This is a genomic window from Xenorhabdus sp. XBWT, assembly GCF_059072735.1.
Genome location: NZ_CM180990.1, coordinates 2,308,627 through 2,321,304 on the forward strand (window position 1 = coordinate 2,308,627; position 12,678 = coordinate 2,321,304).

Here is a 12,678-nt window from a genome sequence, read left to right on the forward strand (position 1 = left end):
TAGGGGGTAGAAATGTCTGCAACGCAATTACCTGCAACTCAATTACTGACCGATTTGCAATGTAATGGTCTGAAATGGGAAGGCGAGCTTGGTTTATCCCGCAAAGGGGGCGCAGGCCCAAGCGATCATAAGGCACTGAGCCTTAACGGGAAGACTATGATGATTCCTGTGCTGAACCTTGCAGCACAAGACTCTCCCTATACCGCAAAGCCTGAGCTGAACTCCGGCAAGGTCACTGTCTTTAAAAACCGGATTCCGGTGGCAACCTTAACGATACCTGCACGGCCCCGGTTTTATGATTTAAAAACCGCCGAAGGTATTGCCTATGAGCAAATTGCGACCTTACATAGCCATGATGTATTGGCAACGACAGTGCTACAGCATTGCATCCGTATGAATGATAAGGCAACGGCGTGTCAATTTTGCTCAATTGATCAGTCTTTAATAGGTGGTCGAACCCTGATCCGTAAACGTCCGGAACAGTTGGCAGAGGTGGCTAAAGCAGCCGTTGAGCTGGATGGTATCAAGCAAATGGTGATCACCACAGGTACACCAAATACGGGAGATCGCGGGGCAAAAATCTTATATGACTCGGTCAAAGCGATTAAGGCACAAGTAAATTTACCAATACAGGTACAGTGCGAGCCGCCCGATGATTTTGCATGGTTTCAACGTTTAAAAGATGCGGGTGCTGTATCGATTGGAATGCATCTTGAGGCGGTGAGCGAGCGTGTGCGGCAGAAAATTATGCCGGGCAAAGCCGAAGTCTCACTGGAAAAGTATTTTTCAGCCTTTGAGGCCGCCGTTGCGGTGTTCGGCCGTGGACAAGTCAGTACCTACATTTTGGCAGGATTGGGTGATACCGAACCGGAAATCGTGGAAATGACCGCCAAACTGACTGAAATGGGGGTGTATCCCTTTGTGGTGCCGTTTGTGCCAATTAAAGGCACACCATTGGAACATCATCCTAAACCTGATCACGCCTTTATGCAGTCGCTCTATCCGAAAATCGGACTGCAACTCAAACAACATGGCCTGAATTCAGAAAATACTCAGGCAGGTTGTGCCAAATGCGGCGCTTGTTCTTCGCTGAAAGCCTATGAATAAGGAAAATATGCTATGAAACTTTCTCGTTATTCTTGGCTGCTTGGGCTAAATGAAGAGCTGAAACAATTTATTAGTGATGACATTGCCATCAAAATGGTGTCGGAAGATTGGGAGCGTCGCCAATATTATCGTTTGCGTGAAGTGACCTTTCGTGATGAACAGAAAATCTTGCAAGAAGATCGTGACGAGTATGATGTTAAAGCATTAGGCATTGTTGCCATTGGGAAAATGTCTGGTGAGCATGACCGTGTGATTGGCGCAGTGCGGATTTTTCCCGATGGCGAACAGACGTGGTATGGCGGACGCTTATGTGTAGAACCTCTCTATCGACGCCACCATACCATTGGTAAAGCGTTAATCAATGCAGCGGTATCAACCGCCAAGAACTTGGGGTGCCGTACTTTTTTAGCCACTGTGCAAAGCCAGAATGAACGCTATTTCCAAAGATTGGGTTGGGATAGTTTGCGTCAGTTAACCGTTGCCAACATTCCCCATGTGTTGATGCAGGCACAGATTGAAAACTATCCATTGCAGCATATTCCGATGCAAACCTATATGCAGAAGGAGACGCAATGATGGATCTCAATCAGTTACTCGAGATATTGAGGCATACACCCGCCATGCAATCCAAACAGGCAATTGCACCCAGTGTTTCAGTCAATACCGTTTCAGCCAATACAGTTTCAACTAATACAACTTGCCATGCTGATTCATTGGATAGTTTATATACTTACCCCGGGGATGATACGGCGGCACTGCCATTAAATGGTCAGTATATATTGCACGCCTGTGAAGGTATGTTGCCAGGTTTTGTGGTCAATCATCCTTATTTTGCAGGATGGTCGGCAGTCATGGCGAATATTAGTGATATTGCAGCTATGGGTGGTCGGGCGTTGTCAGTGGTAAACACTCTTTGGCATACCAACCCCGAACAGGCCCGGTTATTAATGCAAGGTATGCAGGATGCTTGTCGTGCTTATAGTGTGCCATTGGTTGGCGGGCATACTAATCTTGGCACAGTTTATCAACCTGCTTTATCAGTTGCGATTCAAGGCACGGCACGAAAATTGCTCTCAGTGCTGCATGTCAGACCACAACAAAAAATCCTGATCGCTTTAAATCTGCAAGGGCAATTCCACCCCAATACCACTTATTGGAAATGCTTTGAGCATGTCTCTGACGGCGTTTTACAGTCACAAATTGCCTTGTTGCCGCAATTGGCGGAAGCAAATCTGGTTCATGCCGCCCGTGATATCAGCAATGCCGGCATTTTAGGCAGTTTGTTGATGTTGCTCGAAGCTACAGCTTCGGGGGCTGATATCAACCTGGATGCCATTCCTAAACCTGATGATGTGGACTGGTCTGAATGGCTGCAAATTTTTCCCAGCTTTGGTTTTTTACTGACTGCCAATGCCGATCAATGTGAAGAAATTATCAGGCTGTTTCACAGTCAGAGTATTGCCTGCACTGTGATTGGTGAAACCAATGCCAGTGGTGTGGTTACAGTGCAGCAACAACAGCAACGCGGCATATTTTGGAATTTTAACCACCACATATTTACCGGTTTTTGTTATGCCGATGTCTTGAAAGCATTGGATTAATAAAATCAGTTTAAAAAAGTTATAGGTTCAACCCGTTATAGAGTGAGCCTGAGAGCCAGCAGGAGCCTATGTTATGCCCAGTGTGAATTTTACAGTGAAGTGGCCCAATGGAGAACAGATTCAATATTACTCACCCTCAACCGTGATTTATAAATATTTGTCCATGGGTCAGTGTTACTCAAGCACGCAGTTTTTGCATCAGGTTGAAAATGGTCTGTATGCCGCATCGGAAAGAGTACGGGCATGTTATGGCTTTGTCTGTAGTTCGGCGATGGACAATCTGGCAATGATCAAACACCAGGCCAAACTGTTCGAACTCAGTCCCGAAGATCAAATTACAGTTATTGAAATGACGAATAAATGAGAGGCATGTTCTATGTTAAATAGCCAAAATCAAATATTACAGCCAAATTATGATGTCGTGATTGTTGGTGGTGGTCAGGCAGGTTTATGTATCAGTCACTATTTGCAGAAAGCAGGTATTAATCATGTGATATTGGAAAAAGAATCCGAGTTAACCCATAGCTGGCGCCGTAAACGTTGGGATAATTTTACTTTGGTGACACCGAACTGGCAGTGCCTGTTGCCTGAACATCCTTATCAGCAGCAAGACCCCGATGGGTTTATGAAAAAGCACGAAATTGTGGAATATCTTGATGAATTTATTGAAAAACTCAATCCACCTGCCATTTTAAACATTCAGGTAGAACATGTGAAAAAAGTGGCTGAACATAAGTTTGTCATTAAAACTAATCACGGCACAACCACCGCCAAACAGCTTGTCGTCGCAGCAGGTGGGTATCACACCCCGATTTATCCAGAATTAAGCGATGCTTTGCCTGAGCATATAAAAGTCATGCATTCGGAAGAGTATTTGAACGCAGATCAATTGCCTCAAGGGGCAGTGTTGGTGGTCGGCTCAGGACAATCCGGAGCACAAATTGCCGAAGACTTGCATCTGGCAGGCAAAAAAGTCTATTTATCGACAGGTGATGCGCCGCGCTGTGCCCGGTTCTATCGCGGCAAAGATGTGGTGAAATGGCTGTTTGATATGGGCCATTACAAAACGACTGCGAAAGATCATCCCTATAGTGAGGAAGTACGTAACAGTACCAATCACTATGTTACAGGCCGTGATGGCGGACATGATATTGATCTGCGTAAATTTGCTTTAGAAGGCATGCAGTTGTTTGGCCGTTTTGATGACTATAAACAGGGTCAACTCTGGTTCAGGCCGGATTTATCAGACAATCTGGATCGTGCCGATGCTACTTATAACCGGATTAATGCTTCTATTGATGAATATTTAGCTAAAAATAATATTGCGACTGATGAGCCTGCATCGGTATATCAGCCTGTCTGGCAACCAGAACAAGAAATCACACACATTGATTTAGCAAAAGAAAATATTACTTCCGTGATTTGGTGTATCGGTTTCAGGCCGGATTATTCATGGATTGATTTAGATATTTTTCAAGCCAATGGTTATCCGAAACATGATCGGGGTATTACCGTTGATCCGGATGTCACGTTTATTGGTTTACCGTGGTTACACACATGGGGTTCTGGGCGCTTTCTGGGGATCGATCAGGATGCTGCCTATGTGGCACAGCATATTGAGCAAAAAATAAGTCGGCAAAATAATCATCACAAGCAGATTGCAGAAATGGCTGGGTGACCATTGCAAGCCCCCAGCCCGGCATGTTGTTTTATATCCCTTAGACGCAGCGGATAAAAATAAGCGGTTACAAGACAGAATGCCTGTAACCGCATCATCAAGAAAACCTGACAGTTTCAGTGATTATTTGCTGGTATCCAGTTCAGGAAAACTTTTCACCACATCATCAATGGCTTTCATCTGCGCCAGGAATGGTTCCAGTTTTGCCAATGGCAGCGCTGACGGGCCATCACATCTTGCATTTTCTGGATCAGGATGTGCTTCAAGGAACAGACCTGCAATTCCGACTGCCATACCCGCGCGAGCCAGTTCAGCAACTTGTGCGCGACGACCACCAGAAGCGGCACCGAATGGATCACGACACTGCAATGAGTGAGTAACGTCAAAAATCACAGGAGCACCGCCGGTTGCCTGCTGCATGACACCAAAGCCCAGCATATCAACAACCAGATTGTCGTACCCAAAGTTGCTACCACGGTCACACAAAATAATTTGTTCGTTACCGCCTTCTTTGAATTTCTCGACGATATTCCCCATTTGCCCCGGACTGACGAATTGAGGCTTTTTAATATTAATGACTGCACCCGTCTTCGCCATTGCTTCAACCAAGTCAGTCTGACGCGCAAGAAAAGCCGGAAGTTGAATAACATCAACAACATCTGCAACCGGTTGTGCCTGGGCAGGTTCATGCACATCAGTAATGATTTTTACGCCGAAAGTTTGTTTCAGTTCCTGAAAAATTTTCATCCCTTCTTCCAAACCCGGTCCACGATAGGAATGGATAGAAGAACGGTTAGCTTTATCAAAAGAGGCTTTGAAAACATAAGGAATGCCCAGTTTTTGCGTTACGGTGACATAGTGTTCACAAATACGCATGGCCAAATCCCGTGATTCAAGGACATTCATACCACCAAACAGTACAAAAGGCAGATCATTTGCGACCTTGATGTCACCAATATTAACCACTTTCTGTTGCATGCTTATACCTTCTTGTTAAGGGCAAATAAATTTGCTATTTCCATAAAAAATAAATGGGGCACAGAGAATTTTTGTCTATTCATGAAAAGGCTCAATGAAGAACAATCAATCTCCGCTCAATGGAGTTAATCTGCATTTTTATCATTTCTGAGATAGGGTCCTCAGGGCAGTGTTCCACAAAATAACTCAAATCCGAAACAGCGATATGATTGCAATCAAGCTGAGCATAAATCAGCCCTCGGTCACGGATTTCATACGGATCATCGGGGTCAAACATCAGTACGATTTCGCTCGCCTTAAGTGCCAGTTCCATCTTTTTCTCTTCCATCAAGGAAACTTTGATGGTATCGGTGACTTTACGTACGATACTAATGTTATCCGATTCTTGTAAGTCTTTATTTTCTAAGCAAACAGTTGGACCAATATTGCCTTTCAACCAGACATCAAGTATATGTTCGTTGAGTGTATCGCCATTCATGGGATTAATAAACCATGTTGGCTCATCAACCAAATCCATCCTCAAGATCAACTGGGTCGGGAATATTACCGGCTGTACGGGTAAAGCCAGCATCTGAGCAATGTGTGAAAAAAGCGTTCCAAGTGCCACAGGCGCGCCTTGGCGTGAACGCAGTACACTATCCAACCACAGAGTATCAGACAAACAATACACCCCACTTGCCCCACCAAATTTCCATTCACGATAAAACAGTGTCAGCAATGACTGCACCTTGGCTTTGATATCAGTAATTGAAGAAAGCCTCTGCTGAGCTTCTTCAATCAAAGCAGCTAACTGTTCAGCCACCAATATTTGGGGGAAATCAGGACGAATAGCCTGTGTTACTAGAATAATACCGTCAATCAGGGGAGCACTATTGAATTCATAATTAACTATGGGTTTCATTTTTATTCCATCGACCTACCGTGATACGTTCGTTACCACCATAATCCTGAAAAGTCGCTATCTGCTGATAACCTTTCTCCAAAAATAGATTTCTAACAACGGTTCCCTGTTTCCAGCCATGCTCCAATAATAGCCATCCGTTTGCTAACAAGAAATAGCGAGCTTGTTCCACAATTGTTTGCAAATCTGACATACCATTTTGTGCAGCGATCAGTGCAGTGGCCGGTTCAAACCTGACATCCCCTTCGCGCAGATGAGGATCAGCCCCATCAATATACGGTGGATTGCTGACAATCATATCAAATTGTCGATGTCCAACTTCAGTAAACCACTCACTTTGCAAAAAATTCACATTGTGGAAAGACAGTTTTTCAGCGTTGCGTTTCGCCAATGCCACCGCATCAGGATTAATATCGACTCCTGTTACATGGCAATCACGGCGCTCACTTGCCAGCGCCAGCGCAATTGCACCAGTTCCTGTGCCGAGATCCAGAATCTGCGATGGTGAGTCAGGCAATAATTCCAAGGCCTTTTCAACCAGACATTCTGTATCTGGGCGTGGGATCAGCGTCGCCGGTGATACCGCCAGGGGCAGTGACCAAAATTCACGTTCCCCTACAATATAAGCAATCGGCTCACCCTGAATGCGGCGAGCCAATAAGCGATCAAGCCGATGTGCTTCCTCCGATGAGATTAATGTTTCACTGAATGCAATCAAGTAAGTACGGGAACGCCCTGTCACATATCGCAGCAAAATCTCTGCATCACGCTTAGGGCTGTCACTCTCGGTCAATTGCAGGGCCGCATACTGGAGCCAATATTGATAGTTCATCAATCCTGCTCTGACAATGCGGATAATTGGTCTGCTTGATATTCTGTAATGATAGGCTGAATAAGCATATCCAGTTTACCTTCCATCACTTCTTCAAGGCGATATAACGTCAGGTTAATGCGGTGATCGGTAACCCGCCCCTGTGGGAAGTTATAAGTCCGGTTGCGATCTGAACGGTCGCCAGAGCCAAGCAAATTGCGGCGCTCAGATGCCTCGGCTTCCTGACGTTTCCGCACTTCAGCAGCACGAATACGCGCAGCAAGCACAGACATCGCTTTGGCTTTGTTTTTATGCTGGGAACGCTCATCCTGGCACTCTACGACGATGCCGGTTGGAAGGTGGGTAATTCGAATAGCTGAATCTGTGGTATTGACGTGCTGCCCACCCGCCCCAGAAGAGCGATATGTATCAATTTTCAAATCACCGGGGCTGATTTCTGGTAATTCTGCGTCAGGAATTTCCGGCAGAATTGCCACTGTACAGGCGGAAGTGTGAATACGCCCCTGTGATTCTGTTTCCGGCACACGCTGGACACGATGACCACCTGATTCGAATTTCAGATGACCATAAACATGTTCACCAGAAACTTTAGCAATGATTTCTTTATATCCACCATGTTCACCTTCATTGGCGCTCATTATCTCAACTTTCCAGCGGCGGGATTCAGCGTAGCGGCTATACATGCGGAATAAATCCCCGGCGAATATTGCTGCTTCATCACCACCGGTTCCTGCACGAACCTCAAGGAAACAGTTGCGCTCATCATCCGGATCTTTCGGCAGCAACAGCACCTGCAACTGTTGTTCCAACTCTTCATTACGAATTTTTGCGTCTTTGAGTTCTTCCTGCGCCATTTCCTTCATTTCGGGATCGTCAAGCATCATCTCAACTGTTTCAATATCATTCTGAACACTTTTCCAAGCTTTAAAACAGTTAGTCACATCGGTAAGTTGAGCATATTCTTTTGATAATGCACGGAAACGCTCTTGATCAACGATCACTTCAGCATCACCGAGGTGAGCCAGTACTTCTTCATGGCGTTCTTGCAATGCTTCCAATTTAGCGACAATAGAAGGCTTCATTCGTAATATCAGACCTTAATTAGAATAGGATTAGTTATGATCCAGCCCAAGGCTGTCCCGTAATAGATTCAGGCGTTCCAAATCGCCATCACTGGCAGCCTGTTGAAGTGATTTTGTTGGTGTATGGATCAGACGATTGGTCAATTGGTGAGTCAATTGGTTAATGATCTGTTCTGCATCTGCACCCTGCCTTATGGACATCAATGCCTTTGCCGTCATCTCAGCCCTAATTTTCTCTGCCTGCTCCCGATATTCGCGGATTGTATTAACAGCCCCCTGAGAACGCAACCAATCCATGAAATGGCTGCTCTCTTGTTGCACAATACCTTCCGCCACAATTGCAGCGGCTTTACGCTGAGCAAGGTTTTGTTGAATGATCGCCTGTAAATCGTCCACACTATACAGATAGACATCACTCAATTTTTCAACATCCGGTTCAATATCACGCGGAACAGCTATATCAATCAGAAGCATCGGCTGATTGCGGCGTAATTTCAGTGCCCGTTCAACCATGCCTTTACCGATAATCGGCAGAGGACTAGCAGTGGAACTGATTACAATGTCAGCTTCTGCAAGCCGAGTATCAATATCCGGCAAAGAGATAACTTCCGCATTGACTTCACTGGCAAGTGCCTGAGCGCGCTCTCTTGTGCGGTTAGCGATCATTATGTGACGTACTTTGTGCTCTTTAAGGTGACGCGCTACCAACTCAATGGTTTCCCCCGCGCCCACCAACAGGATGCTTAATTGAGAAAGGGATTCAAAAATCTGCCGGGCAAGTGTACAGGCTGCAAAAGCCACGGAGACAGCATTTGCTCCAATATCTGTTTCTGTTCTGACCCGCTTGGCCACCGAGAAAGATTTTTGGAACAAGCGCTCCAGTTCACCCGACAGAGATCGATAATTCTGCGACTCGGCAAATGCTTTTTTCACCTGCCCCAAAATCTGAGGCTCTCCCAATACAAGGGAGTCCAAGCCACTCGCAACACGCATCAAATGACTGACAGCGTCATTATCCAGATGCCAGTAAAGGCTGGATTTCAGGTCTTCGGGCTTGATCTGATGATAACGGCATAGCCAATTGATCAGCTGCTCTTTAAAATTTTCCTGCTGTTCAACACTGAGGTATAGCTCTGTGCGGTTGCAAGTTGACAGCACAACGCCGCCCCGCACCAGTGGCTGCTGGAGCAAGTCATCAAGCGCAAGCCCTATCGTGTCAGGGGAAAAGGCCACCCGCTCACGTAAAGAAACGGGCGCTGTATTATGGTTGATACCGAGTGCTAATAAAGTCATTTTAACTGCGTTGAGTTATCACAGGGATCAAATTCATGATGATATTAATAACTATTCTCATAAACTCACACCCTTCATAAGGACTCTCATTGGCCGAGCATTTTACTTGATGCATCAGTTCAATAAAAGTCAATCGAACGGTTCTGCGTTAATTTATTCGAGAATTTTTGCCAAATTTTCGCTAAATTAGCGCGCTGATTATAGACTTGGATGGCACATCCTATACCCAATGGATTTCAAGTTTCAAACTATCCTATTGCCAAGGGTCATTATATGAAAATATCCTCATTCCTTCGCCTTCTCCCTCTTTCGGGTGTTTTACTGACTGCCTGTACAGTCACTCAGCCCCCTGCGGGCACTGGCTCAGCGGATACCCCACAATGGCATGCCCGTGAACAACAATTGCAAAAACTGGAGCATTACCAGACCCGTGGTTCATTTGCTTATCTGGCCAATGATAAAAAAGTGTATGCCCGTTTTTTCTGGCAACAATATTCGTCTGATAATTATAAATTGCTGCTGTTAAATCCGTTGGGTACAACAGAATTAGAATTGTTCGTCGAGCCAAATATGATCCAACTCACGGACAACGACGGTAAAAAATATCTCAGCAATGATCCTGAGACCTTAATTTATCAACTTACAGATATGAATATTCCGCTAGATAATCTGAAGAGTTGGATTATTGGCTTACCCGGCGATGCCAATAATTTTCAACTGGATGCAAATTACCTGCTTAAATCCGTGAGTGACCGAAAAAGTGGTGAAGTTTGGCGCGTGAATTATCAAGGATACGATACATCAACAATCCCGGCTTTACCCAATCGGCTTGAACTCACTCAAGGAAAAAACCGCATCAAATTAAAAATGGATAACTGGACGATTCAATAATGACCTTAACTTGGCCTTCTCCGGCAAAATTGAATTTATTTTTATATATCACAGGCCAGCGTCCCGATGGCTACCACGAACTGCAAACACTGTTCCAATTTCTGGATTATGGTGATGAAATCACCATAACACCCCGTATGGATAGCCAGATCCAACTGCTGACTCCCGTTGCTGGCGTAGAGCATGATGATAATTTAATCGTGCGTGCAGCCCGGTTATTACAAGAATATTTACTACAAAAGCATTCATTGCAGGATAACAGAAAGACATCTCAATTTGAAACCAAACACTTAGGTGCGGATATTCACATTGATAAATGTTTGCCTATGGGTGGAGGTTTAGGCGGAGGTTCTTCCAATGCCGCGACCGTATTAATTGCCCTGAATTATCACTGGAAAGCTAATTTGTCCGATGATGAACTAGCACAGATTGGTATCAGCCTTGGCGCAGATATTCCTGTATTTGTCAGAGGACATGCTGCGTTTGCTGAAGGAATAGGCGAAAAACTCCAGCCAGCTTCACCAGAAGAAAAATGGTTTTTGGTTGCCCACCCCGGAATTGAGATATCAACCCCGACGATCTTCACAGATCCTGAATTAAAAAGAAATTCTCCGATTCGTTCTTTACCCGCATTATTACAGGTACCATTCGAAAATGATTGTGAACCAATCGCAAGAAAACGTTTTCGTGAGGTTGAACAGCTTCTTTTATGGCTGTTACAATACTCACCGTCGCGCCTGACCGGAACTGGTGCATGTGTTTTCGGCGAGTTCGAATCAGAAGCATCGGCCCGTAAGGTGTTAAATCAAGCCCCAGAGTGGATGCAGGGCTTTGTTGCGCGTGGTGTTAACATTTCTCCATTGCATAAATTCCGCTCTGGGATACCCGTGTTATTGAACCAATGAACAATGTTTGTTCGATTGGTCAACAATATCTCTCTGGACGCAAGCCTGAGGTTTATCCCGTGCCCGATATGAAGCTTTTTGCTGGTAATGCTACACCTGAACTAGCACAACGTGTTGCCAACCGCCTGTACACTAGCCTGGGAGACGCTGCCGTTGGTCGTTTTAGCGATGGTGAAGTCAGTGTTCAAATCAATGAAAATGTACGTGGTGGCGATGTTTTCATTATCCAGTCCACCTGTGCACCGACCAACGACAACCTGATGGAATTAGTCGTTATGGTTGATGCTCTGCGTCGTGCTTCCGCAGGCCGTATTACTGCTGTTATTCCATACTTCGGTTATGCTCGTCAGGATCGCCGTGTCCGTTCAGCACGTGTACCTATCACAGCCAAAGTTGTCGCTGATTTTTTGTCCAGCGTTGGTGTGGATCGTGTTCTCACGGTAGACCTGCACGCTGAACAGATCCAAGGCTTCTTTGATGTTCCGGTTGATAATGTATTTGGTAGCCCAATCCTTCTGGAAGATATGCTCCAGAAAGGTCTGGAAAACCCGATTGTTGTCTCTCCAGACATTGGTGGTGTTGTTCGTGCCCGTGCGATTGCTAAGCTGCTGAACGATACAGATATGGCTATCATTGATAAACGTCGCCCACGCGCAAACGTTTCTCAAGTTATGCATATCATTGGTGACGTTGCTGGTCGTGATTGCGTTCTGGTTGATGACATGATCGACACTGGCGGTACTCTGTGCAAAGCCGCTGAAGCATTGAAAGAGCGTGGGGCTAAGCGAGTGTTTGCTTATGCAACTCACCCTATTTTCTCTGGTAACGCAGTAGAAAACATCAAGAATTCAGTGATCGATGAATTTATCGTCTGTGACACAATTCCTCTGGCTGATGAAATCAAGGCGTTAAACAAAGTTCGTACTCTGACACTATCTGGCATGCTTGCTGAAGCTATTCGCCGTATCAGCAATGAAGAGTCAATCTCTGCCATGTTTGAGCACTAATGCTTGAGAGTCTTAGTGCAGATATTAAGCACAAACTTATTCAAGTGATTAAATAAGTCATTGTCTGAAAAACCCCGTTGATGCATCCGCGCAGCGGGGTTTTTCAGTTTATTTAACAAACACCATTAATAATTTCATTAAAAAATAAATAACATTTGGTAATGTTTTTCTTAAAAAATAATTAGTAGTATCAATTTGTTAAGTTAATTTATGTAAATTATTTCCACTCTGACATTCTGCTTTATTTATAAACAAATAAAAATTCATATTCTATAAGAATAATATTTCATCTGGTACGTCCAGTATTACAATTCTCTGAGAATACTGGTGTCATTGAAAAGTTGCTGCTAACCTGTGGCGCAATTAATAACGGCAGATTTTTATTTCCTTACGTCATAATACA

General features: G+C 44.8%; 13 protein-coding genes. 8 read left to right on the forward strand and 5 right to left on the reverse strand.

All coding sequences use genetic code 11. The features are described 5' to 3' along the window. The first annotated feature begins 12 nt into the window (after positions 1 to 12). The 5 genes from AC5JQI_RS10310 (at position 13) to AC5JQI_RS10330 (ending at position 4,386) form a co-directional block, all read left to right on the forward strand. Positions 13 to 1,107, forward strand: a complete 1,095-nt coding sequence (locus tag AC5JQI_RS10310) for an MSMEG_0568 family radical SAM protein (protein ID WP_493912085.1) — start codon at positions 13 to 15, stop codon at positions 1,105 to 1,107. Between the two features lie 12 nt (positions 1,108 to 1,119). After that, the gene (locus AC5JQI_RS10315) at positions 1,120 to 1,683 is read left to right on the forward strand and encodes an MSMEG_0567/Sll0786 family nitrogen starvation N-acetyltransferase (protein WP_493912086.1); all 564 of its coding nucleotides are present in this window, start codon (positions 1,120 to 1,122) and stop codon (positions 1,681 to 1,683) included. Further along, on the forward strand, positions 1,680 to 2,708 hold the full coding sequence (locus tag AC5JQI_RS10320) for a sll0787 family AIR synthase-like protein (protein WP_493912087.1): 1,029 nt from the start codon (positions 1,680 to 1,682) through the stop codon (positions 2,706 to 2,708). Before AC5JQI_RS10315 ends, AC5JQI_RS10320 begins: the two co-directional genes overlap by 4 nt. Positions 2,709 to 2,781: 73 nt before the next feature. Further along, complete coding sequence (locus AC5JQI_RS10325) at positions 2,782 to 3,072, forward strand: MSMEG_0570 family nitrogen starvation response protein (RefSeq protein WP_493912088.1); 291 nt, start codon at positions 2,782 to 2,784, stop codon at positions 3,070 to 3,072. A 12-nt stretch (positions 3,073 to 3,084) separates the two neighbouring features. Next, positions 3,085 to 4,386: an MSMEG_0569 family flavin-dependent oxidoreductase gene (locus AC5JQI_RS10330; RefSeq protein WP_493912089.1), complete on the forward strand. Its 1,302-nt coding sequence runs from the start codon at positions 3,085 to 3,087 to the stop codon at positions 4,384 to 4,386. A 123-nt stretch (positions 4,387 to 4,509) separates the two neighbouring features. Here AC5JQI_RS10330 and kdsA read toward each other — a convergent pair whose 3' ends face one another. The 5 genes from kdsA to hemA form a co-directional block, all read right to left on the reverse strand. Next, positions 4,510 to 5,364 (reverse strand): 3-deoxy-8-phosphooctulonate synthase, encoded by an 855-nt coding sequence (kdsA, locus tag AC5JQI_RS10335; protein ID WP_493912090.1) that lies wholly within the window; start codon positions 5,362 to 5,364, stop codon positions 4,510 to 4,512. Between the two features lie 91 nt (positions 5,365 to 5,455). Then, the gene (gene sirB1 / locus AC5JQI_RS10340) at positions 5,456 to 6,265 is read right to left on the reverse strand and encodes an invasion regulator SirB1 (RefSeq protein ID WP_493912091.1); all 810 of its coding nucleotides are present in this window, start codon (positions 6,263 to 6,265) and stop codon (positions 5,456 to 5,458) included. Then, positions 6,249 to 7,097 carry a peptide chain release factor N(5)-glutamine methyltransferase gene (gene prmC, locus AC5JQI_RS10345; RefSeq protein WP_493912092.1) on the reverse strand — a complete coding sequence of 283 codons (849 nt, stop codon included), beginning with the start codon at positions 7,095 to 7,097 and terminating at the stop codon, positions 6,249 to 6,251. Before prmC ends, sirB1 begins: the two co-directional genes overlap by 17 nt. After that, a complete protein-coding gene (gene prfA, locus AC5JQI_RS10350; protein ID WP_493912093.1) occupies positions 7,097 to 8,179 on the reverse strand; it encodes a peptide chain release factor 1 in 1,083 nt (360 codons plus the stop codon). The genes prmC and prfA overlap by 1 nt, the downstream gene beginning before the upstream one ends. Before the next feature lie 30 nt (positions 8,180 to 8,209). After that, on the reverse strand, positions 8,210 to 9,472 hold the full coding sequence (hemA, locus tag AC5JQI_RS10355) for a glutamyl-tRNA reductase (RefSeq protein ID WP_493912094.1): 1,263 nt from the start codon (positions 9,470 to 9,472) through the stop codon (positions 8,210 to 8,212). A 273-nt stretch (positions 9,473 to 9,745) separates the two neighbouring features. On the opposite strand from hemA, the gene lolB reads away from it, so the two are divergent. Genes lolB through prs form a run of 3 tightly spaced genes read left to right on the forward strand, consistent with a single transcriptional unit; the run spans position 9,746 to position 12,275 of the window. Then, a complete protein-coding gene (gene lolB / locus AC5JQI_RS10360; protein ID WP_493912095.1) occupies positions 9,746 to 10,363 on the forward strand; it encodes a lipoprotein insertase outer membrane protein LolB in 618 nt (205 codons plus the stop codon). After that, positions 10,363 to 11,268, forward strand: coding sequence for a 4-(cytidine 5'-diphospho)-2-C-methyl-D-erythritol kinase (gene ispE, locus AC5JQI_RS10365; protein WP_493912096.1), 906 nt, complete (start codon positions 10,363 to 10,365; stop codon positions 11,266 to 11,268). The genes lolB and ispE overlap by 1 nt, the downstream gene beginning before the upstream one ends. Before the next feature lie 59 nt (positions 11,269 to 11,327). Further along, positions 11,328 to 12,275 (forward strand): ribose-phosphate diphosphokinase, encoded by a 948-nt coding sequence (gene prs, locus AC5JQI_RS10370; protein ID WP_493914657.1) that lies wholly within the window; start codon positions 11,328 to 11,330, stop codon positions 12,273 to 12,275. Positions 12,276 to 12,678 lie beyond the last annotated feature (403 nt).

Excerpts from the sequence above, each read along its gene's own strand:
- AC5JQI_RS10310 (WP_493912085.1), top strand. The coding sequence starts at position 13 with ATGTCTGCAACGCAATTACCTGCAACTCAATTACTGACCGATTTGCAA.
- AC5JQI_RS10315 (WP_493912086.1), top strand. The coding sequence starts at position 1,120 with ATGAAACTTTCTCGTTATTCTTGGCTGCTTGGGCTAAATGAAGAGCTG.
- AC5JQI_RS10320 (WP_493912087.1), top strand. The coding sequence starts at position 1,680 with ATGATGGATCTCAATCAGTTACTCGAGATATTGAGGCATACACCCGCC.
- AC5JQI_RS10325 (WP_493912088.1), top strand. The coding sequence starts at position 2,782 with ATGCCCAGTGTGAATTTTACAGTGAAGTGGCCCAATGGAGAACAGATT.
- AC5JQI_RS10330 (WP_493912089.1), top strand. The coding sequence starts at position 3,085 with ATGTTAAATAGCCAAAATCAAATATTACAGCCAAATTATGATGTCGTG.
- kdsA (WP_493912090.1), bottom strand. The coding sequence starts at position 5,364 with ATGCAACAGAAAGTGGTTAATATTGGTGACATCAAGGTCGCAAATGAT.
- sirB1 (WP_493912091.1), bottom strand. The coding sequence starts at position 6,265 with ATGAAACCCATAGTTAATTATGAATTCAATAGTGCTCCCCTGATTGAC.
- prmC (WP_493912092.1), bottom strand. The coding sequence starts at position 7,097 with ATGAACTATCAATATTGGCTCCAGTATGCGGCCCTGCAATTGACCGAG.
- prfA (WP_493912093.1), bottom strand. The coding sequence starts at position 8,179 with ATGAAGCCTTCTATTGTCGCTAAATTGGAAGCATTGCAAGAACGCCAT.
- hemA (WP_493912094.1), bottom strand. The coding sequence starts at position 9,472 with ATGACTTTATTAGCACTCGGTATCAACCATAATACAGCGCCCGTTTCT.
- lolB (WP_493912095.1), top strand. The coding sequence starts at position 9,746 with ATGAAAATATCCTCATTCCTTCGCCTTCTCCCTCTTTCGGGTGTTTTA.
- ispE (WP_493912096.1), top strand. The coding sequence starts at position 10,363 with ATGACCTTAACTTGGCCTTCTCCGGCAAAATTGAATTTATTTTTATAT.